Genomic DNA, 21,861 nt, shown 5'->3' with positions numbered 1-21,861 from the left:
TACGGCGAATCATGGACGCGCCGAGTCGATTCCGAAGAGCCGGGCGGCGTTGCCGCCGAGGATCCGGTCACGGTCAGAACGGTCGAGGTCGACATCGGCGAGGAATCCCACCGGGTCCACGGTACCCATGTCGAAAGGATAGTCCGTACCCATCAGCACATGGTCGGCGCCGAGTGTGGACACCAGGTGCTCGACCATGTGTGGGTCGAACACGTTGGTGTCGACATAGATTCGCTTGAGCACCTCACTGGGCGGGGTGTCGAGATGATGGCGCAGCTCGGGCCGTACCCGCCAGGCGTGGTCAGTGCGGGCCACGTAGAACGGCAGGTAGCCGCCGCCGTGGACCACCAGCACCCGCAGGCCCGGATGCCGGTTCCACACCCCGCCGAGGATCATGCGGGTCACCGCCAGTGTGGAGGCCAGCGGCATGCACATGACGTTCACCAGGTAGTACTCGCTGAACCGCTGGCCGTGGGTGAACCCCTGCGGATGCAGGATCACCGTCATACCCAGCTCGACCGCCGTCTCCCACACGGGGTCGAACCGGCGGTCGTCGAGATCGGTGCCCAGCACGTCGGCACTGATCTCCACCCCATGGAAACCGAAGTCGCGGTGAGCCTCCCGCAGCACCTCCACCGCCAACTGGGGATGCGCAAGAGGCACGTTGGCCACGGCGGCGAAACGCTGCGGCCACGTGGCCACCACCTCGGCGAACCGTTCATGCTGAATCCGGTTGACACGCAATGCTTCTGATTCGGGTAGCCAGTAGAAGTACTCGGTGGGCGGCACGGACAACACCTGCACGTCGACACCCTGGGCATCCATATCGGCCAACCGCTGTTCGGCGTCCTCGAACTGGGCGGTGTTGCGCGGGCTGGCCCGGTACTCCGCGTTGTACCGGGTGGTCTCGGCCGACGAATACAGTGACCGCGGTTCGTACTCGGGCTTGAAGAACGGCTTGGCCAGCGCGGCGGCCGGCTGGACCGACAGGTGGGTGTGCGCATCGACGCACAGTCCGTGCGGTTTGGGCACGCGCGAGGGCATCACCTTGGGCGCCAGCTCCGGCCACCACTCGGTCATGCGTTGGACAATGCCGCTTCGGCAGTGGCCTCACGCAGGTCGGCGGCCGACAACGGCAGCTCCACCACTTGATTGCGTTCGGCGGACAGATCGGCGGCGATGTAGACCTCCATGGTCACCCGGGCCAGCCGGGCATCGACCATCACCGGCCGGTCGTAGGCCACGGCCTCGATGAAATGGGTGGTCTCGCGCTCCATCGGGCCGGCGTACACATGGTCGACGTACTCACCGGGCATGGTGGACAACGGGAACTGCACGCCATCGGAGACGGTGTTGAGCACGATGTCCCGGTGGCTGGCGTCGGCCAGAATGGCGCCCTCGGTACCGATCACCTCCATCCAGGTGGTCGAGGCGTTCGGATAGCCCGGGGGAAGCGACATTCCGGCGCCGATGGTCACCACCACACCGTCGTCCATGGTGACGACGATGTACTGGGAGTCCGGGCAACCGAGACTGTCCTTGCGTACCCCCCAGGCGTTCTGGGAGTACACCCGCACCGGTCGCCGCGGCTCCAGGCACCAGAAAGCGAAGTCCAGATCGTGGGTGGCTTCCATGGCCGCCGGAGAGAGCTTGGTGCGCGAGGAGATCTTGGCGCCCAGCGACCGGGTGATGTGGCGACTCAACAGGATGCTGCTGACGTCACCGAGGGTGCCGGCGTTGATGGAGCGCTTGATCATCGCCTGTTTGGCGTTGAAGCGCTGCGAGTACCCGATGGTGAATTTCAGGCCGTTGGCCTCGGCGATGTCGATCAGCTCGTCGGCCTCGTCGAGGGTGACGGCGATCGGCTTCTCCAGCAGCACATGCTTACCCGCTTCCAGCGCGGCCTTGGCCATCGGGAAATGCAGCGTCTCCGGGGTGGCCGAGATGGCCACGGCTTCAACGCCCGGATTCTCGATGATGTCTTCCCACCGGTCGGTGATCGTCGCCGGGTTGGTGAGCCCGGCGATCTCGGTACGCCGGCCGGGGTCGGTCTCGGCGAGGTGAAGCTCGCCGACCAAGGCGCTGTTGGCCGCCGCCACCGCGCGGATACCACCGCACCAGCCGGTTCCGATGACTCCGAAGTTGATCTGTCGCATGGTGATTGTTCCTCTCAGCTCAGGCCGGCACGTAGTGCGTCAGCCGAAATCGGCAGCGGCACAGGTTTTCCGGTGCGCGCGGACAGGTCCATCGCCATGGTGTGCAGCAGGTTGGCGTGGCCGTCGGCGGCGGTGGCGTGCGGTGTCGGGACACCCCGGCACACGCGGGCGAACCACGTCGTCGTCTCCTCACGCATCGGGCCCCAGAGCAGGCCGTCGGAGACGTCACCGGGCGGGTAGCTACCCACGAAATCGACATGCCGCGGCGCCGGTGGTTCGAAACCGCGGCTGTTGTAGCCGGCGGGCTGGCCGATCTCGGAGGCCAGGATGACGTCGCGGTGGGTGTCCTCGATGTCGATGACCCCACGGGTGCCGACGATGCCGACCTCCAGTCCGTAGACCGCACCGGGCCACTGGGTGGGCAGAGCCCAGTTGATGTTCATGCTGAACACCACGCCGTCATCCATCGTGAAAATGCCCGACGTCCCGTCCTTGGTGCCGATCGGCCCCAGGGTGCGATCCGTCGAACGGGCGTACACCTCAACGGGTTTGCGGCCTTCGAGTAGCCACATGCTCATGTCCAGGCTGTGGGTGCCGGACACCACCATCGGGGTCAGGCCGGTGGTGTCGCTGACCTTGCGTAGCGTGGCCTCGGGCACCATCCGGTTCATGAACGCGCGGGTGATCACGGTGGTGACGTCACCGATCTGGCCGTCGCGCAGGCGTTGTTTGACGGTCTGGAACCGGCGCCGGAACCGCTGGGTGTAGCCCACCACCGCATCCACCCCGGCATCTTGGATGGCCGCGAGAACACGGGCCGAGTCAACGGGATCGGTGGCCAACGGCTTTTCGATGAACATGGGTTTGCCGAGCTCCACCGCCCGCAGTATCGGATCGACGTGCTCCCGCTCATCGGTCGCGACGATCACCGCACCCACCTCGGGGCGGGCCAGCAGCTCGGCCACATTGGTGGTGGCGAAATCGGCGTCGGTGTCTGCTTCGAGGTTCTTCAGCGTCTGCTCGTCGACATCGCACAGACCCAGCCAGCCCACGCCGGGATACTCCCGGGCCAGTTTGGCGCGGATCCGCCCGACGGTGCCGCAGCCGATGACGGCCAGTCCGATGGTGCCATGCGCTTCCAGTGCCGAGCTCATGCGAGTCCTAACAGTCGGGCCGCGTTACCGCCGGCGATGAGGTCGATTTCTTCCTGTTTGAGTCCGGTGCACGCACCCAGCAGAGCCAACGGGTCGTCGTCTCCCATGTCGTAGGGGTAGTCGGTGCCCAGCAGCACGTGGTCGGCGCCGTAGAGGTCGGCCAGGTACTCGACCTGGCCCGGCTCGAACACCATGGTGTCGAAGAAGAACTTGCGCAGATACGTCGTCGGCAGCTGTGGCACTCCTTCACTCACGTCCTCGCGCGCTCGCCACCCGTGGTCGATCCGGCCGGCATAGGCGGGCAGGTAGCCGCCGCCGTGCACCACGACGATCTTCAGGTTCGGATGTCGTTCCACCACACCGTCGAAGATCAGATGCGCGGTGGCCAGGGTGGCTTCGAAGGCGTGACCGATGATGTTGACGAAGTTGTGGTCGGCCAGCCGCTGCGCGTGGGTGGCGCCCTGGGTGTGGATGACGACGACGAGCCCCAGTGCCTCGACCTCGGCCCAGAAGGGTTGCAGCCGTTCGGAGGAGATCTCCTCACCTTCGACGTGGGTGCCGATCTCGATGCCCCGCATGCCGAGTTCGCCGGCCAGATAACGCAATTCCTGGATGGCGGCGTCGGTGTCCTGCAGCGGCACGGTGCCGAACGGCAGGAACCGCCCCGGGTACTTGGCTCCTGCCTCGACGAATTCCTCGTTGACCAGCCGCGCGACCTTGGCGCCCAGTTCCGGCTCGGCCCAGTAGTAGTACTGGTACACCGCCACCGCGACGGCCTGGATGTCGACGCCCATCCGGTCCATGTCCTCGATGCGAACATCGAGGATGTCCATCTTCGGCCGGATGAACTCCAGCTGGCGTTTGTTCACCGCTTGCGTGGTCGGATTGCCATGTCCCAGCGCCACTTTTCCGGCAGCACGGGCGGCTTCGGCCATCAGTTCCGCCGCGGGACCGCATTCCCGGTGGCAGTGGATGTCGATGACCGGCCCGTCGTTACGTGTCGCCCTCGTTGCGCTCAAAGCTTGTCGCCTCCTCAGCTGTCACAGCGAGCCTAGGGCGGCAGTGGCGTGGCACACAGTGTCGTCGTCCGTGAATGTGCGCTGCTTCGGCTCCCGTACCACGACAGTGGCGACGTCGGCGAACCCGTCCGGTCACCGGGGGATGTAGAAGGTCTCCAACACCGCGCTGCCGAGCTGTACGTCACGCCACGGCCCGTCGACACGGAGCACCGCCAGCGCTGACGTCGGATATTTCAGGGTGATCTGTTCGGCGGCGGTCTCGTTGGTGCCGGGGGCGCCGGCCAGCCCGAGGGCCACAGACGACATGGCCGGTTCGTGGCCGATGACCAGCAGCGTGCGGACGTCATCGACCGCCTTGTTGATCTCGGCGATGACGGTCCCGGGAACCGCGCCGTAGAGCCGGTCGATGAACTGCACCGGCGCGTCGAGCCCGGTCCGGGCCAGTGTTTGCCGGGTGCGGGTGGCCGTCGAGCACAACACTGCCTGCACCGGCGGCGTGACGACACCGCTGCGCAGCCAATCGCCGGCCAGCCCGGCCTCGCGTTCACCTCGCGGCGCCAGCGGGCGCTCATGGTCGCCGACTCCGTCCGGGTAGGCGGACTTGGCATGGCGCAGCAGGATCAGCGTCCGACGGTCGTCGCTCACGCTGCCCAGATTAAGCGACGTCATCAGCGTCGACGGTACGATCCGGCGGTGGCATCCGGCCCCCGATCCGATCGCGTCGCCGCGCGCTGGCGCGGCGGGCTGGTCGGGGCCTGTTCCGCCGCGGTGTCCGTCGGTGCGCACGGAATCGGCGGCGGCATGGTGCCCGGCGGTGCGGCCCTGGCCATCTTGGTCCTGGGGTGCGCGGTGGTCGGTGTCGCCGCCGGCGGCGTATGGGGGCGCGGTGCCGGGGCGGTGGCCGCGTTCCTGATTCTCGGGCAGGCCGTCGGACACCTCACCTTGTCGTTCGCCGCCGGGCACGGCCACGGGGCGTCGCTGCCGCCGGTCATGCTGACCGCACACCTGGCCGCCGCCGCGCTGTGCGCGGCGTTGATCTGTGCCGCGGAACGTTCGTGGTCGGCGCTGGCCACCTATGTGTGGCGGCTGGTGCGGGCGCTCACGGCAACCGCGCCCGCCGACCAGACGCGGCGCCTGTTCGTCTTGGACACCTCCCGCGGAACCCCCGGCGTCCGGCTGGGGTGTACGGCGGGCACCCGCGGTCCACCGCATCTCTTCGTGTAGCGCATTTCTCCTGCCCGAGTCCGCAGAGCCGGCTCGGGTGACCTCGTCTACCCGAAGGACCTTGTCATGGCAACACCCGAAGAAATCCTTGCCCCACCCTCGACCGCACCCCCGACAGCGACCCGCAGCCCACGGCCGTTCATCATGCGGCTGCATTTCTATGCCGGGGTGCTCGTGGCCCCGTTCATTCTCGTCGCGGCGGTCACCGGCGCGTTGTACGCACTGGCGCCGACCCTCGAAAGCGTGGTCTACCGCGACGTTCTCACCGTGGAACCCGGCGGTGCGGCCCTGTCGCTGACGGACCAGGCGACCGCCGCGCGCGCAGCGTTCCCCGACCTGGTGATGGCCGGCGTGCGGCCCGCGCCCGGACCCGCGGACTCCACCCGGGTGTACTTCGCCGATCCGGGGTTACCCGAGGACCTGCAGCGGGCGGTGTTCGTCGATCCCTACACCGGTCGGGTGCTCGGCGACGAGGCCACCTGGCTCGGGTACCTGCCGGTGAGCACCTGGTTGGACGGCCTGCACCGGCATCTGAACCTCGGCGAGCCCGGCCGGGTGTACAGCGAACTCGCGGCGTCCTGGCTGTGGGTGGTGGCGCTCGGCGGGCTCTACCTCTGGGTGGTGCGACGCCGCCGGAACAAACCCCACACCGGCCGGGCCAAGACCCTCAACCGGCATGGCAGCCTCGGTGTGTGGGCGCTGGCGTTCCTCCTGTTCCTGTCCGCCACCGGCATCACCTGGTCGACGTACGCGGGTGCGCACGTCAGCGACATCCGCAGCGCCCTGAACTGGCAGCGACCGCAACTCGACACCACGGTCGCCCACCACGCCGAACACCAGGGCCACGGTGGCTCGGCGGTCGGTCCCGCAGCCGTCGATCTCGATGCCGTGGTGCAGGCCGCCGATGCGGTCGGTGTGCACGCTCCGGTGGAGCTGGCCCTGCCCGCCGAGCCCGGTACCGGAGTTTCGGTCAGCGAGATCGATAAACCGTGGCGGTTGACCACGAACGTCGCCGCGGTGGACCCGGCCACCGCGGAGGTCACCGGAGAGGTCGACTACTGGCGGGACTACTCGCCGGTGGCGATGCTGGCCGACTGGGGCATCCGGATGCACATGGGCTTCCTGTTCGGGTTGCTCAACCAGATGTTGCTGCTGGCCGTCGCGGTGAGCGTCACCGCGGTCATCGTGCTCGGTTACCGGATGTGGTGGCAGCGTCGTCCCACCCGCGGTTCGGGCTGGGTGGTGGGCCGGCCCCCGCCGCGTGGCGGTCTGCGGCGGATCCCGCCGGTGGCGGCTGCCTCGGTGGTCGGCGGTGCGCTCGCGGTGGGCTGGTTCCTGCCGCTGCTGGGGCTGTCACTGGCGGCATTCGTGCTGGTGGACCTGGTGTTGGGAAGGGTGAAGCGCAGACGCGCGCCGCGCTTGACCTGATCTGTCGGCGGTCGGTCCTACACTCGCCATGCCTGCTTGACATGGACCGCGAGGGAGAAGGGACGGCCGCCGAGATGCGATTCGTACACACCGCCGATTGGCAACTCGGTATGACCCGCCATTTCCTCGAAGGGGAAGCCCAGCCCCGTTACTCCGCGGCCCGTCGCGATGCCGTGGCGGGGCTGGGTGCCCTGGTCGCCGAAACCGGTGCGGAGTTCGTGGTGGTGGCCGGAGATGTGTTCGAGGACAACCACCTTGATCCCCGTGTCATCAGCCAGTCGCTGGAAGCCATGCGCGCCATCAAGGTCCCGGTGTACCTGCTGCCCGGAAACCATGACCCTCTCGACGCGTCGTCGGTGTACACCAGCGCGCTGTTCGTCCGGGAATGCCCGGCCAACGTCACCGTGCTCGATCGCCCCGGGCCGCATCAGGTCCGGCCTGGTGTCGAGATCGTCTCGGCACCTTGGCGTTCCAAGAAGCCCACACATGACCTCGTCGCCGAAGCGCTGGCCGGTGTGCAGGCCGACGGCACGGTACGGGTTCTGGTGGCCCACGGCGGGGTGGACATCCTCGACCCTGATCCCACCCGCCACGGCGCCATCGAACTCTCGGCTCTGGAGAGCGCGCTGAGCGCCGGCGTGGTGCACTATGTGGCGTTGGGTGACAAGCATTCTCGGATGCAGGTGGGGAGCAGCGGCCGGGTCTGGTATTCGGGCAGTCCCGAAGTCACCAATTACGACGACATCGAACCCGATTCCGGACATGTGCTGGTGGTCGACCTCGACGAGGCGCAGGTGTCGGTGACGCCGCACCGGGTGGGCACCTGGCGGTTCGTCACCCTGCGCCGTCCTGTCGATGACAGCCGCGATATCGCGGACCTCGATCTCAACCTCGATCTGCTGCCCGACAAGGACCGCACCGTGGCGCGGCTGGCGCTGACCGGCACCCTGACCGTCACCGAGCGCGCCGCGCTGGATGCGTGCCTGGACAAGTACTCCCGGCTGTTCGCATGGGTGGGGTTGTGGGACAAGCAAAGTGACATCGCGGTGGTGCCGGCCGATCACGAGTTCTCCGACCTGGGCTTCGGCGGGTTCGCCGCATCCGCGGTGGACGAACTGGTGGCCGCCGCACGCGATGAGCAGTCCGAATCCGCCGAAGACGCACAAGCCGCGCTGGCGTTGTTGCTGCGGCTCTCGATGGGAGGTGCCGCATGAGGCTGCATCGGATGGTACTGACCAACTACCGGGGAATCACGCACCGCGAGATCAACTTTCCCGAGCATGGCGTCACTGTGGTCCACGGCTGCAACGAAGCCGGGAAGTCGTCGATGATCGAAGCCCTCGATCTGCTGTTGGAGTCCAAGGACCGCTCCACGAAGAAGGACGTCAAACAGGTCAAGCCCACCCATGCTGACGTGGGTTCCGAGGTGACGGCCGAGATCAGCACCGGCGCTTACCGATTCGTCTACCGCAAGCGGTTCCACAAGAAGTGTGAGACGGAGCTGACGGTGCTGGCGCCGCGCCGCGAGCAGCTCACCGGTGACGAAGCCCATGAACGGGTGCTGGCCATCCTCGGTGAAACCGTCGACACCGGCCTGTGGCAGGCGCAGCGGGTGTTGCAGTCGGCGGCGACGGACACCGTGAACGTCTCCGGCTGTGATGCGTTGTCGCGCGCCCTCGACATCGCGGCCGGGGATGACGCCGGCGCGGCGCTCTCGGGTGCCGAGCCGCTGCTGATCGAGAAGATCGACGCCGAATTCGCCCGCTATTTCACGGCCACCGGACGGCCGACGGGGGAGTGGGCGGCGGCGGTCAAGGCGCTGAAGGCGGCCGAGGAGGAAGTGGCCCTGTGCGCGCAGGCGCTCGCCGAGGTCGACGAGAAAACCCGGTTGCACACCCGATTGACCGGTGAGCTCGCCGAGGTCGCCTCGCAACTGGAGCCCGCCGCGCAGCGCTGCGCCGCCGCCGAGGAGGCCGCGGCCCGCATCGCCGTGTTGCGTGATCAGTTGCGCACGGCCGAGTTGGAACGGGATGCCGCCACGGCCACCGCGGCGGCGGCCACCGCGGCGCACAAGGAGCGATTGCGGTTGCGCGCCGACGTGGAAACCCGCAGCGCCGCGGTCGTCGCGGCCGGAGAAGCCGCCGCCCACGCGGCCGAAGCCGAAGCCGTGGGCCGTGAGATGGTCACCGCCGCCGAGGCCGCTGCCGAGGCGGCGGCAACCGAACTCGCCGAGGCGCAGGAACGTGTTGATGCCGCGCGGCGCACGGTCGCGCAGCTGGCTGACCGCGATGAGGCCGACAAGCTGGCCGCCCGGCTCACCAAGATCGACGTATTGAGCCGGGAGCTTGTCGAGGTCACGGCGCAACTGGCACCGATCCTGTTGACCGACAAGATCTTCCGTGCCATCGAGCGGGCCGCCGCGGCGGTCGAGGTGGTTCGTGAACAGGTCGGCCTGATCGCGCCCCGGGTGCAGATCACCGCCGAATCCGCGGTACAGCTGAACGTCGGTGATCAGGTGGTGGCCCTCGAAGCCGGCCAGTCCCACACCCTCAGTGCGCAGGACGTCACCACCATACGGCTGCCGGGGATGCTCGCCGCGCGCGTCCATCCCGGCGCCACCACGGCCGACATCACCGCCAAACTGGCTGCCGCCGAACAGCATCTGCACCAGCAGCTCGCCCAGGGCGGGGTCGCGGGGCTCGAGCAGGCCCGCGCCCTCGACCAGCGCCGTCGCGACCTCGCCGAACGCCATGGCCGGCTCACCGCCACGCTGGAGGGGTTGCGCGGCGACGACGACGTAGCCCAGCTGCGTACCCGTCTGACGGCACTACGCGCCCAAACCCCGGCCGAAACCGGACTGTGGGATGCGACCCTCGACAGCAGCCAGGCCCGTGCTGAATTGGCCGCAGCCGAAACGTTTCTCACCCAGACGCGCTCGCAGTGCGCCACCCAGCAGAAAGTTGCCGCCGCCGCGGTGGCGCAACTCGGGCAACGGTCCACCCAGGCCCGGGTGTGCCAGGAGAAGTCCACCGCCGCGCAGGCCGAGCTGGTGGCCGCTCAGGAACGCCTCACCGCGCAGCGCGCCGCGGCCGCCGATGACGAGCTGGCGGTGAACGCTCAGGCCGCACTCGATGCCGCCACCCGCGTCGCCGACCAGGTCGCCGTGGTCTCCACCCGCCTGGCCGAAGCCGGGCCCGAGGCCGTCGCCGCCGAGCTGGCCGCCGCCCGCAGTGCCGCCGCGGCCGTCGAAACCCGCCACCAGCAGCTCACCGGCGCATTACGCGATGTCGCCGTCGAGCTCGCGGTGTTCGGCACCGAGGGCCGCAGCGGGAAATTGGATGCCGCGCAGATCCGGCGCGAACACGCCGCGTCCGCGCATGCCCGGGTCTCCGGCCGGGCACGGGCGGCCAACCTGCTGCGCACCGTGATGGCCCGTCATCGTGACACCACCCGGCAGCGCTACGTCCATCCGTTCCGGACCGAGATCGAACGCCTGGGCCGGGTGGTCTTCGGGCCGACTTTCGAAGTCGACATCGACAGCGACCTGCAGATCCTCAGCCGCACCCTCGACGGGCGCACCGTGCCGTATGAATCACTGTCCGGGGGCGCCAAGGAACAGCTGGGTATCGTGGCGCGGCTGGCGGTCGCGGCACTGGTCGACAGCCAGGATTCGGTGCCGGTGATGATCGACGACGCCCTCGGTTTCACCGACCCGCAGCGGCTCACCAAGATGAACGAGGTACTCGACGTGGCGGGCGCCCAGGGGCAGGTCATCGTCCTGACCTGCACACCCGAGCGCTACCTGGGCGTGGCGGGCGCCCACCACATCGAGGTCACGGCTTAACCGGTCGCCTGCTTGACACGGTCGGGTGCGTGGAAGGTGGCCGGCGCCAAGCCCAGGTGATCACGCAGCGTGGTTCCCGAGTACTCGGTGCGGAACAGCCCGCGCCGCTGCAGTTCCGGGACCACCGCGTCCACAAAATCGTTGAACGTGCCCGGCGTCGACGCTGACGACACCATGAACCCGTCGGCCTCACCGCCGGTGAACGCCTCCTCGATCTGGTCGGCCACCTGGCGGGCGGTGCCCACGAACTGCGGCAGCAGCACGCCCTGGGCATACCACTTGCCCACGTCGCGCAGGGTCAGCTTGTCCCGGTTGGAGACCCGGCGCACGGTGTCGAACAATCCCTGCGTTCCGGTGACCTGCACGTCGTCGACGGGTGCGTCCAGGTCGTAACCGGAGAAGTCGTGGTCGGTGTGCACGCTGAGGGTGATCAGCCCGGAGATCGGGTCGGCCAACTCGTTGTGGAACGCCTGCTTCTCCCGGGCGATCGACTCGGTTTCGCCGATGAACGGGATGAACGCCGGGAAGATCAGCACGTGATCGGGATTGCGGCCGTAGTTCACCGCCCGGGACTTGATGTCGTCGTAGTAGGCGCGCCGGCCCTCGGGGGTGGGGTCGATCTCGAAGATCGCCTCAGCCCAGCGTGCCGCGAAATCCCTTCCGGTATTCGATGACCCGGCCTGGATCAGGACCGGCCTGCCCTGCGGGGAGTGCGGCACGTTGAGCGGTCCGCGGGAGCGGAAGTACGGGCCGGCGTGGTCGATGTGCCGAATCCGCGTCGGGTCGGCGAACACCCCGGACTGCTTGTCCAGCACCAGCGCATCGGGTTCCCAGCTGGACCACAGTTCCAGCGCGGTGCGCACGAACTCGTCAGCGCGCTCGTAGCGGAACTCGTGGCCCAGATGGTCGTCGTGGCCGAAGTTCTGTGCCTCGCCCTGCGTCAGCGACGTGACGATGTTCCAGGCGACGCGACCGCGGGTGATGTGGTCGAGGCTGGAGAAGATCCGCGCCAACTCATACGGGTGAAAGAAGGTGGCGGACTTGGTGATCGCCACACCGAGGTGAGTGGTGACGGCGGCGATGCTGGCCGCCACGATCGACGGGTCCAGCGTGGCGGTGGCCTGGGTGCCGCGCCGCAACGGCTCGGCGATCCCGTCGCCGTAGCGCACCGGGGCCGCCAGCAGGTCGGCGAAGAACAGGAAGTCGAACTTGCCGCGCTCCAGGATGCGTCCGATGCGGTGGTAGTACTCCGGGGTCAGGAAGTTCGGGTCGCTGGCCGGGTGTCGCCACGCGGCGTGTGAATGGGTGACCTGGGAGGCGATCTGAAAACCGCCGAGATGCAGTTGCTTGGTCATGATTTCTCCTTGTGATTTGGGCGCGCTCGTAACCGCTGAGCGGTTACGAGCGCGCCCAAATCCCTCTCAGAAGTAGGCGTTGGCGGGGACGGGGGTGCCGTGCAGCACATTGGCTCCCACTGCGACGGCCTTGAGTGCGACGGGATTGTGCAGGGTGATGGTGCGGACGTTGCGCCAGTGCCGGTCCAGGTTGCGGGCCCGGCTGGCGGCGCTGGCGCCGCCGAGTTCGAGCAACCGGGTGGCGGCCTCGGGGGCGACGGCATCCAGGTGCACCTTCACCTTGGCGGCGCGCAGCTGCGCCTCCTGAGCCGCATCGGCGTCGGGCACCCCGTCGACGGCCGAATCATTGGCCGCGGCAATGGCATCGGCGGCATCGAGTACCGCTGCCCGCGCCACGGAGGCGGTGCTGGCCAACTCGCCGAGCAGCTTCTGGTGGAGCGGATCGTCGACCGGGTTTTCGCTGATCGCATGGCTGAAACTGCGGGTACGCGAGCGCAGCAGCGCTACCCCGTCGTCGACCACCGACGCCAGCACACCGGCCACCACGGCGTGGATGTAGAGCTGCAGTGACGCGTACTGCACGGTGGGGGTGGGCTCGGCGTCGTACGGCGAGTCCACCAGGATCTCCTCGGGCGCCACCGCCACATTGTCGAAAACAGTGGTGCCGGTGCCGGTTCGGCGCTGGCCGAAGCCGTCCCAGTCATCAACCAGGCGGACGCCGGTGCGGTCGGTGGGCACCAGTACGGTGGTCACCGAGTCGTGGTCGGTGGTGGCGGCCACGGTCAAATAGTCGGAGAACAGCGTGCCGGTGCTGTAGTACTTCTCGCCGGTGAGCCGGAAGATCCCGTTGTCGCCGGGCAGCAGGCGGGTGTTGAACACCAGGCTGCCGACGGCCAGGCTGCCCTTCTCGCTGAACGCGTTACCGAAGATCTTGCCGGCGGCCGCTTCGCGCAGCCAGCGCTGTGATATCGGGTCGGTGATGGTGCGCAGCCGCTCTTCGACGAACCAGAAGTGAGTTCGGAAGATGTGCGCCACAATGGGATCCGCGCGAGCCACGTCGATCACGGCTGAGAACAACTCGCGCACCGACAGCCCCGCGCCGCCGTACTCCTGCGGGAGTCGCAGCACACCGAAACCGGCTCGCTTGAGCGCGGCGACCTGATCGAAAGGGTTCTCGTCGTTCAGGTCTCGGTCTTTGGCGCCGGCGCCGATATCGGCGAGCAGCGCGGCGAAGGCGTCGGTGCCTGGCAGGAGGAGATCCACGGCGGATGCTTGTGTCATGCCCCGGTTCTACCGACGGCGCACGGCGCAGGCACTGCTTAGGCTCAGCCCGAACCTAAGGGCTTGCTGACGACCACCCGCTGGAGAATGTTATTCTCAGCATCTGAGAGCCATGTATCCAATGGGGGACCTATGGACGCCGACGACAACATCGACCAGCAGGTAGCCCGCGAAACCGCGAAATTCGATCCGGTGGTCACCGAACAGGTCGCCAAGTACGCCGGCGCGGTCGTGAAGCGATATTTCCGCGCTGAAGTGCGCGGACTCGACAACTTCCCGGCCACCGGGGCGGCGCTGGCGGTGTCCAACCACTCCGGCGGCATGCTCACCCCGGACGTCCTGGTGCTCGCGCCCGAGTTCTACAAGAAATTCGGCTACGACCGGCCGATGTACACCCTGGCTCACTACGGCGTGGTGATGGGGCCGGTGGGGGAGTTGCTGGGGAAAGTGGGCGTCATCGAGGCCAGCCGCGAAAGCGCCGCCAAGGCGTTGCACGACGGGGCAGTGGTCCTGGTGTTCCCCGGAGGCGACTACGACTCCTACCGCCCCACCTTCAGCGCCAACACCATCGATTTCAACGGCCGCACCGGCTACATCCGCACCGCTCTGGAAGCCGGGGTGCCGATCGTGCCCGTGGTGTCCATCGGCGGCCAGGAGAGCCAGCTGTTCCTCACCCGTGGCAACTGGCTGGCCAAACGCCTGGGCCTGACCAAGGCCCGGATGGACATCCTGCCGGTCAGCGTCGGGTTCCCCTTCGGGGTGTCGATGCTCATCCCGCCCAACGTCCCGCTGCCCAGCAAGATCGTCACGGAAGTCCTGGAACCCATCGATGTCGCGGCCCTCTTCGGTGACGACCCCGATATCGCCGAGGCCGACGCTCATGTGCGGGGGGTGATGCAGACCGCGATCGACCGGCTGGCGCGGCAGCGCCGCTTCCCTATCCTCGGGTGAGTGCCGCCGCGCGCGGCAGCGCCGCCGGCGGTACCTCCAGAATGCCGGAAAACCCAGCGGCCGAGCGTAATTGCGCAAACGATTCCACCATGGCATCGGTGACCTCGTGGGTGTCGTCGAACGTGCGGTCATCGGAGAGCACCGCGATGTTCACCAGATCCACATAACTCCAGACCGTGATGTTCAGTCCCACACCGGGCGAGAGCACCCCGGTCGAATAGATCTCGGTGACCACCGCGCCACCCAGATGCCCACGCTCGCGGGGGCCCGGCACATTCGACACCGGCACGTTCATCAGCTTGTTGGTGTCGGCCCGGGCCGCCTGCCATCGGAAGATGCTGGGCGCCAACGCCGTCGGCAGATAGGACATGAACCGGGTGTAGAGATCCGGCCCGATCAGCTCGTGGTTCTCCTTGGCGATCGACGTGGACTGCGCCGTCACCCGCAACCGCTCCAGGGGATCGGCCAGGTGCACCGGCAGGGACACCATCAGCCCGCTGATCATGTTGCCCGCGATGCGCTCCGGTGAGCGGTCGGTGCTCACCGGTACCGACGCCACCAGCGGCTCGTCGGCGCGACCGTCGTAGCGCAACAGCAGCGTCCGCAGCGCCCCGGCCGCGGTCGCCAGGATGAGGTCGTTGATGGTGCTGTCCAGCTTCTTGGCCGTCTCCTTCACCTCCGCCAGCGACAGCGGCGCACTGGCGAACGTCCGGGCCGGTGACACCACATGGTTGAGGAACGTGGCCGGAGCGGCAAAGGGTTTGGCCATATCGGGCACCGTGCCGCGCTCCCGGGATCGCTTGCGCACCTCGCGAAATCCCGCGACGGCGTCCATGACCAAGGCCGGTAGGTGCGCGAGCTGGGCCAGATGGTCCTGGGCGGCCGTGCGGATCAGATGCGCCGAGGACGGTGTCGGTACCGAAGCCGGGGTGTCGCGCTCGTCGGTGAGCCCCCCGGACAGGTCCATACCCCGTGCCAGCAGATTGGCCGAGGCCACGCCGTCGGCGAGAACGTGGTGCACTTTGCCGATCACCGCAATGCGGTCACCGGCCAGCCCGTCGGCGAAATACAGCTCCCACAACGGCCGGTCGCGGGCCAGCGGGGTACCGGCCACCTCGCCGATCACCTGGTCCAGTTCGCGGCGCCCGCCTGGGGCGGGTACCTGCACCCGGCGCAGGTGGTAGTCGAGGTCGACATCGCTGTCGGTCAACCACATCGGGTGGTGCAGGCGAAAAGGGATGTCGATCAGCCGGTAGCGCAGCGGGTCGAGCAGGTGCAGCCGGCGGCCCACGATCTGCCGGAACAGCTCGAAGGTGAACGGGCCGGGGAACTCACTGGTGTCGACCACCGCCACTTTCAAGGTGTGGGTGTGCAGATTCGGCGTCTCGCTGTAGAGAAGCATCGCGTCCATGCCGTTGAGGCGTTTCATCGTCACCCCGCCTTCCGGTCGGCCGTCCCTATCGAAACACCTGTCGACTCGGGATCCGGCGAATTCGAGCAATCGGACCCCAGGTCGCCGAAGTGCCAGGAATCGGCACCCTCGAGGGTTACGCTTTTCCGATGTTTCGTATCCCGCCGCTCGACGTCGCGCTGGCGATCAGTGATACCGCCGTCCGCCTACCGGTCATCGGCCGGCATTTCGCCGCGCTGGGCACGCTGACCGCCGTCGGTGCCTTCGGATCCCGCGTGCTGCCATCGGTCCTCGCGGGCATGTGCCGGCCGAAAGCCCCGGCCACTCCGCACCCGGATCCGGTGATCGAGCAGCCTGACCTGGAATGGTCGTCGGACACGGTGCCACCCATGCTGCGGGCCATGTCGCAGCGACGGGAATTCCTGTACCGCAGCAACGTCGCCTACGGTCCTGCGCGCGGGCAGCTGCTCGACGTGTGGCGGCGCAAGGATCTGCCGCCGGGTCCGGCGCCGGTACTGGTGTTCCTGCCCGGTGGCGGTTGGGTGCACGGCAGCCGGATCCTGCAGGGGTACGCGCTGATGTCGCACCTGGCCCGGCTGGGATGGGTGTGCCTGTCGATCGACTACCGGGTGGCTCCCCAGCACCGCTGGCCGCGCCACGTCCAGGACGTCAAAGCGGCCATCGCGTGGGCGCGCGAACATGTCGATTCGGTGGGCGGTGACCCGGATTTTGTTGCGGTGGCGGGCTGTTCGGCGGGCGGGCACCTGGCGGCGCTGGCCGGGCTGACAGTGGGCGCGCCGGAGTTCAGCACCGAGCTGGCGTCTGACGCCGACACATCGGTGAACGCCGTGGTCGGGATCTACGGCCGCTACGACTGGGTAGACCGCTCCACCCGGGAACGCGAGGATTTTGTCCGATTCCTCGAACAGATCGTCGTCCGGGGTCGGCTCGAGGACCGGCCCGACGTCTTCGAGCAGGCCTCGCCACTTGCGCGGGTACACGCCGAGGCGCCTCCCTTCTTCGTCGTGCACGGCACCTCGGACGGAATCATCCCCATCGAACAGGCCAGAGCGTTCGTCGACCGGCTCGGTGCGGTGTCCCGGTCGCGGGTCTCCTATCTGGAACTCCCCGGCGCGGGGCACGCCTTCGACCTGATCGACGGCCGCCGCACCGGTACCGCGGTGGACGCCATCGGGGAGTTCCTCGGCCAGGTCCACCGAGATCACCTGATGGGGGCGCCGCGGCGCGCAGGTTGACCACAGCAACGCCAGGCACAATGAGCGGCGATGACGCTGAATGCCAAACGCCGCAAGGTGCACCTCAAGCTCGCTGCCATGCCGGGCGTGCAATCGATCCGCCGGCCGGTGACCCCCGGCAGCGCGGGCGAGTTCGACCTCTACTACGTCCGTTCGGGTGAGCGCTCCGAGCATCCGCTGGTGATCATCCCCGGCGGACCGGGCATGGCATCGGTGCAGCTGTACAAGGGGCTGCGGCGCCGGGCGGCCAGCCAGGGCCTCGACGTCATCATGGTGGAACACCGCGGAATCGGGATGTCGCGCCACGATGACAGCGGCGACGACCTGCCGCTGGAGGCCATCACCGTGCACCAGACGGTCGACGACATCGAGGCGGTACTGGACCACGAGAACATCGACTGGGCCGTCGTATACGGCACGTCCTACGGCAGCTACCTCGCGGCCGGTCTGGGGGTGTCCCACCCGAGCCGCATCACCGCGATGGTGCTCGACTCGCCGGTGCTGTCGGCGCAGGACATCGAGGCCGTGCGGCAAGCGATTCGGGGGTTGTTGCTCGACGGCGACGAACCCGACACCGCCGAGATCGCGCCGAAGGTCCGCCGGCTGGTCGCCGACGGGGTGCTGACCTCGGACGCCAGCGAGATCATCGGCATGATCTACGGCTACGGCGGCCCGGACCTACTGAACAGGCAACTGGACCTGCTTTTGGAAGGCCGCACGCTGTTGTGGCGGGTGATCGACGAGCTGAACCGCTTCACCTTGCGCAAGGCGCCTTACCGCAACGAGGTCGATCTGGTGGGCCGCATTGCCTTCCGCGAGCTCGACTTCTCCGGCGAGCCCGATGGGCTGCCCTTGGACCCGTCACCGGCACTGGCGCAGATGGCCGACGAAATGCCCGGCCCGGCACCCAGTTTCGAAGCGGAACCGTATGACCTGGCGGCCAGCATGCCGGCATTCACGTGGCCGACGGTGGTGCTCTCCGGCGGGCGTGACCTGACCACCCCGCCCGCGCTGGCGGAGAAGGTGGCTGCGCTGATCCCGGACTCGGTGCTGGTGCGGATGCCCACGGCCGCCCACAGCATGCTCGACACCCGCGAACGCGCGGCCCTGGAGGTGGCCAAGGCCGTGGTCGACGGCCGCAGCCACGAATTGGCCGACCGGGCAGAGGAACTCGACGCGCTGCCCGCCAACCTGGAGATCCGGGCCCTCGTCGGTGCCGTCACCGCGGCCACGGCCGTCGAGAGCGTTATCCCGAAGGCGGGCCGGAAGGTTGACCCGCCTTCATGAAACCGACCTTGGTGTAGTCGATGTCGCCCAGGCCGGCCGGTCCGAAGTTGGCCACGGTGTCCCGCACCGCGACGTTGCCGGCGGACTGGAACAACGGCAGGCTGAAGCCCTCTTCCCAGATCAGCCCGTCGAATTCGTTGGCCAGTTCCTGCGCCCGCGCCGGGTCGAGCTCGTCGAGCACTTCGTTGGCCTTGGCATCGATCTCAGGGGTGCTGATCTTGCCGAAGTTGCTCTCGGCACCGCTGGTGTAGATCTGGGTGAGGCAGCACAACGCGAATGCATCGCCGGCCCAGGCAAATTGCGCGACATCAAAATTGCCGACGGTGACGAAGTCGGTGAACAGGCTCCCACCCGGTGCGGGGACCAGCTGCATGTTGACGCCGATCTGCGCCAGGCTGTTCTGCGCCACCTGCGCGATCTGGCGGGTCGGCAGCGAGTCGTAGAACACGTTGCGGATCACCAGCTGGCGGCCGTCCTTCTCGCGGAACTGGCCGTTCATGGTCCAGCCCAGCGCGTCGAGTTCCTGCTTGGCCTTCTCCGGGTCGAATGCCACCACCTGGCTGTTGTCCTGGTATCCCTGTTGACCCGCGATGTAGATGTGGTTGTTGAGCGGAACGGGGGTGTCGACCAGCCCGCGCTGGCTGACGTTGGCGATGGCCTGGCGGTCGACCCCCTTCATGATGGCCAGGCGCAGATCCTTGTCCTCCAGGATGGAGCCGGGCGCGCCGTTGAAGGTCAGGTGGTACCAGCTGTTGGCGGGCGTACGCCGGATGGCGATGCCGGGCGTGTTGCGGGCAGTGGTCAGCTCGTCGAGGCTGGCGACGGCGGTGGCATCGAGGGTGTTGTTCTGCAGGGCCGGGATGCGGGCGGCGTCGTCGAGGACGAGGTAGGTGACCCGGTCCAGCAGTGGGGGCTCACCCCACCACTTCGGGTTGCGTACCAAGGTGATTCGCTGTGCGGTGCGGTCCACCGACTCCACCATGAACGGCCCCGCCGAGGGTCCGGGCCGTTCCAGTTGGCCGCGGTTGAACACTTCCGGGTTCTCGGTCATCGACTTGGGCAGCAGCATGTCGTTGCCGGAAAACAGATTCTGCCAGTCGGTGTAGTGCGATCCGAAGGTCACCACGGCCTGACGGTCGTCGACGCCTCGGGTCACCGAGGCCACTCGCTCGGTCAACGCGGCGTTGGAGATGATGAACTCCGGGTTCTTGCCGTTGGTGGCGTTGATCTGCGAGGCGATGTCCTCCCAGGTGATGGGGGTGCCGTCGGACCACACCGCCTCCGGGTTGATGGTGTAGGTGACCACCTGCGGGTCCTCGCTGGTGAGCTCCACGTTCGTGAAGAAGTCGGTGTTGACTTCCGTGGAACTGTCGGGTGCCACCCGGAACGCTCGCGGCATCGTCCACCGCAACATCGCGGCGCCAGTGCCCTCGCTATCCAGGTGCGAGGGGTTGAAATTGTTCGGCATCGCCGGCAGCGTCAACCGCAGGTTGCCGCCCTGCTGCAGGTTCGCCACGTCCTGCGGGTTGATGTCGCTGGTGGTGCCCACCTCGGCGTTGCCGCCTGCCGGGGGCGGCTGTTGCGGCTCGCTGGAGCAGCCCGCCAGCAGCAGGGTGGCGGCCAACAGCGCAGCGGCGCAGCGTCGAAGCGTCATGCCCACTGATGCTATCCGGACACCTGGGGTACCGCGGCCAGCAGCTTCCGGGTGTACTCGTGTTGCGGTCGGCCAAACACCGCCTCGGCGTCACCCTCTTCGACGATCGCGCCCTTGTACATCACCGCCACCCGGTGCGCCAGATGCTTGACCACCGACAGGTCGTGCGAGACGAACAGATAGGAGAGTCCGAATCGCTGCTGCAGATCCAGCAGCAGGTTCAGGATGCCGGCCTGGATCGAGACGTCCAACGCCGACACCGGCTCGTCGAGAGCGAGGATCTTCGGTTGGGTGGCCAGGGCCCGCGCGATGCCGATCCGCTGTTTCTGCCCGCCGGAGAACTCGCCCGGGTAGCGGACGGCGTCCTCGCGGCGCATCCCGACGAGCTCGAGCAGCTCTGCCACCCGGCTGCTGATGGCCCCTTTGTCGAAACCGTTGGCCTGGAGGGGTTCTGCGAGCACGTCGGAGACCGGGAGGCGTGGATCCAGCGATGCCGTGGGGTCCTGGAACACCACCTGGAGGTGGCGTCGCATCGCGCGGCGACGCGCGGTGTCCAGGGTCGCGACATCGGTGCCCAACACGGTGATCGAACCGGCCTGGGGGGCAGCCAGTTCCAGGATCTCGTGCAGGGTGGTCGACTTCCCGGAGCCGGACTCGCCGACGATGCCCAGGGTTTGGCCGCTGCGGAGCTCGAAGCTGATGTCGTCGACGGCCTTCACCTCCCCGATGGCGCGACGGAACACGGCCCCCTTGGTCAGGGTGTAGGTGCGTGACAGGTTCTCCACCTGCACCACCACGTCACCTTCTGCGGAGGGAGCTGCCTGCGGTGTGGTGGCCACACCGAAAAGGTCGGCGGCGCTGCGATTCTCGGTCTGGTCGGTGCGGATGCAGGCGGCGGAATGGCCCGCACCGACCTGCACCAGATCCGGTTCCTGGGTGCGGCATTCGTCGATGACCAGGGGGCAGCGCGGGGCGAAGGGGCAGCCCGGCTCCAGCGCGGCCAACGACGGCGGTGCCCCCGGTATCGGCACCAGACGGGTGCCTTGCACAGCGTCGAGTCTGGGCACCGACCCCAGCAGGCCGATGGTGTAGGGCATCCGTCGGTCGCGGTACAACTCCTGGACAGTCGACGTCTCGACGGCTCTCCCGGCGTACATCACCAGCGACCGGTCGGCGAACTCCGCCACCACGCCGAGGTCGTGGGTGATGATCAGCACCCCGGCCCCGGTGACGTCGCGGGCGGTCTTGAGGACCTCGAGGATCTGCGCCTGCACCGTCACGTCCAGCGCGGTGGTCGGCTCGTCGCAGATCAGCAGGTCGGGGTCGTTGGCGATCGCGATCGCGATCACCACGCGTTGGCGTTCGCCGCCGGACAGCTCGTGGGGAAACGCTCGGGCCCGATGTTCGGGCTGGTTGATCCCGACGAGTTCCAACAGCTCGATCGCGCGCCGGCGCGCCTGGCGCCGGTCCACGCCGCCACGGCGACGCTGGTGCACCACGATCGCCTCGGCGATCTGGTCTCCCACGGTGTAGACGGGGGTCAGCGCCGACATCGGGTCCTGGAAGACGGTGCCGATCCGGTTGCCACGGATGTGGGACATCTCGGTGTCGCCCAGACCCAGCAGTTCGGCGCCGCCGAGTCGCACCGACCCGCTGACGTCGGCGTACTCGGGCAGCAGGCCGATCAATGCCATGGCGGTCGCCGATTTTCCCGAACCGGATTCGCCGACCACGGCCACCACCTCGCCCGGGTCCACCCGCAGGCTGACCCCCCGCACCGCCGACACGGGGGCGCCGTCGGTCGGGAAAGTCACCGTCAGATCTTTCACTTCCAACAACGT

Annotated in this window: 17 protein-coding genes; 7 read left to right on the top strand and 10 right to left on the bottom strand. The window is 67.9% G+C overall.

Annotation, left to right across the window (positions count from 1 at the left end):
- Positions 1-9 precede the first annotated feature (9 nt).
- From AC3A6P_RS24555 to AC3A6P_RS24535, 5 genes are all read right to left on the bottom strand, one after another.
- Entirely contained in the window at positions 10-1,080 is a 1,071-nt protein-coding gene (locus tag AC3A6P_RS24555; RefSeq protein ID WP_487694509.1) for an amidohydrolase family protein, read from the bottom strand.
- Positions 1,077-2,156: a Gfo/Idh/MocA family protein gene (locus AC3A6P_RS24550; RefSeq protein WP_487694507.1), complete on the bottom strand. Its 1,080-nt coding sequence runs from the start codon at positions 2,154-2,156 to the stop codon at positions 1,077-1,079. The genes AC3A6P_RS24555 and AC3A6P_RS24550 overlap by 4 nt, the downstream gene beginning before the upstream one ends.
- 14 nt (positions 2,157-2,170) lie before the next feature.
- Complete coding sequence (locus tag AC3A6P_RS24545; RefSeq protein WP_487694506.1) at positions 2,171-3,310, bottom strand: Gfo/Idh/MocA family protein; 1,140 nt, start codon at positions 3,308-3,310, stop codon at positions 2,171-2,173.
- Positions 3,307-4,329, bottom strand: coding sequence for an amidohydrolase family protein (locus AC3A6P_RS24540; RefSeq protein WP_487694505.1), 1,023 nt, complete (start codon positions 4,327-4,329; stop codon positions 3,307-3,309). Before AC3A6P_RS24540 ends, AC3A6P_RS24545 begins: the two co-directional genes overlap by 4 nt.
- A 132-nt stretch (positions 4,330-4,461) precedes the next feature.
- Positions 4,462-4,974, bottom strand: coding sequence for a SixA phosphatase family protein (locus AC3A6P_RS24535; protein WP_487694593.1), 513 nt, complete (start codon positions 4,972-4,974; stop codon positions 4,462-4,464).
- Between the two features lie 48 nt (positions 4,975-5,022).
- Between AC3A6P_RS24535 and AC3A6P_RS24530 the strand changes: the two genes are divergently transcribed.
- The 4 genes from AC3A6P_RS24530 (at position 5,023) to AC3A6P_RS24515 (ending at position 10,825) form a co-directional block, all read left to right on the top strand.
- Positions 5,023-5,553 (top strand): hypothetical protein, encoded by a 531-nt coding sequence (locus AC3A6P_RS24530; protein WP_487694503.1) that lies wholly within the window; start codon positions 5,023-5,025, stop codon positions 5,551-5,553.
- Between the two features lie 66 nt (positions 5,554-5,619).
- Positions 5,620-6,981, top strand: coding sequence for a PepSY-associated TM helix domain-containing protein (locus AC3A6P_RS24525; RefSeq protein WP_487694502.1), 1,362 nt, complete (start codon positions 5,620-5,622; stop codon positions 6,979-6,981).
- 74 nt (positions 6,982-7,055) lie between these two features.
- Positions 7,056-8,195 carry a metallophosphoesterase family protein gene (locus AC3A6P_RS24520; RefSeq protein WP_487694592.1) on the top strand — a complete coding sequence of 380 codons (1,140 nt, stop codon included), beginning with the start codon at positions 7,056-7,058 and terminating at the stop codon, positions 8,193-8,195.
- Positions 8,192-10,825, top strand: a complete 2,634-nt coding sequence (locus AC3A6P_RS24515; protein WP_487694501.1) for an AAA family ATPase — start codon at positions 8,192-8,194, stop codon at positions 10,823-10,825. Before AC3A6P_RS24520 ends, AC3A6P_RS24515 begins: the two co-directional genes overlap by 4 nt.
- On the opposite strand, the gene AC3A6P_RS24510 is transcribed toward AC3A6P_RS24515, so the two are convergent.
- A complete protein-coding gene (locus AC3A6P_RS24510; protein WP_487694500.1) occupies positions 10,822-12,180 on the bottom strand; it encodes an LLM class flavin-dependent oxidoreductase in 1,359 nt (452 codons plus the stop codon). The two genes, AC3A6P_RS24515 and AC3A6P_RS24510, sit on opposite strands and share 4 nt — an antisense overlap.
- Before the next feature lie 66 nt (positions 12,181-12,246).
- The gene (locus tag AC3A6P_RS24505) at positions 12,247-13,461 is read right to left on the bottom strand and encodes an acyl-CoA dehydrogenase family protein (protein ID WP_487694499.1); all 1,215 of its coding nucleotides are present in this window, start codon (positions 13,459-13,461) and stop codon (positions 12,247-12,249) included.
- A 132-nt stretch (positions 13,462-13,593) separates the two neighbouring features.
- Between AC3A6P_RS24505 and AC3A6P_RS24500 the strand changes: the two genes are divergently transcribed.
- Positions 13,594-14,412 carry a lysophospholipid acyltransferase family protein gene (locus tag AC3A6P_RS24500; protein WP_487694498.1) on the top strand — a complete coding sequence of 273 codons (819 nt, stop codon included), beginning with the start codon at positions 13,594-13,596 and terminating at the stop codon, positions 14,410-14,412.
- Here AC3A6P_RS24500 and AC3A6P_RS24495 read toward each other — a convergent pair.
- Positions 14,399-15,841, bottom strand: a complete 1,443-nt coding sequence (locus AC3A6P_RS24495) for a WS/DGAT/MGAT family O-acyltransferase (protein WP_487694496.1) — start codon at positions 15,839-15,841, stop codon at positions 14,399-14,401. The two genes, AC3A6P_RS24500 and AC3A6P_RS24495, sit on opposite strands and share 14 nt — an antisense overlap.
- Before the next feature lie 131 nt (positions 15,842-15,972).
- On the opposite strand from AC3A6P_RS24495, the gene AC3A6P_RS24490 reads away from it, so the two are divergent.
- Both AC3A6P_RS24490 and AC3A6P_RS24485 read left to right on the top strand, forming a co-directional pair.
- Positions 15,973-17,079, top strand: a complete 1,107-nt coding sequence (locus AC3A6P_RS24490; RefSeq protein ID WP_487694494.1) for an alpha/beta hydrolase fold domain-containing protein — start codon at positions 15,973-15,975, stop codon at positions 17,077-17,079.
- A gap of 30 nt (positions 17,080-17,109) precedes the next feature.
- Positions 17,110-18,366 (top strand): alpha/beta hydrolase, encoded by a 1,257-nt coding sequence (locus tag AC3A6P_RS24485; protein ID WP_487694493.1) that lies wholly within the window; start codon positions 17,110-17,112, stop codon positions 18,364-18,366.
- On the opposite strand, the gene AC3A6P_RS24480 is transcribed toward AC3A6P_RS24485, so the two are convergent.
- Together AC3A6P_RS24480 and AC3A6P_RS24475 are read right to left on the bottom strand one after the other, a co-directional pair.
- On the bottom strand, positions 18,326-20,020 hold the full coding sequence (locus AC3A6P_RS24480) for an ABC transporter family substrate-binding protein (protein WP_487694491.1): 1,695 nt from the start codon (positions 20,018-20,020) through the stop codon (positions 18,326-18,328). The genes AC3A6P_RS24485 and AC3A6P_RS24480 overlap by 41 nt on opposite strands.
- Before the next feature lie 11 nt (positions 20,021-20,031).
- Complete coding sequence (locus tag AC3A6P_RS24475; protein WP_487694590.1) at positions 20,032-21,858, bottom strand: dipeptide ABC transporter ATP-binding protein; 1,827 nt, start codon at positions 21,856-21,858, stop codon at positions 20,032-20,034.
- Between the last annotated feature and the right edge of the window lie 3 nt (positions 21,859-21,861).

This window comes from Mycobacterium sp. Soil_C_30 (assembly GCF_057656995.1).
This window is presented reverse-complemented; position numbering and strand designations above follow the sequence as displayed.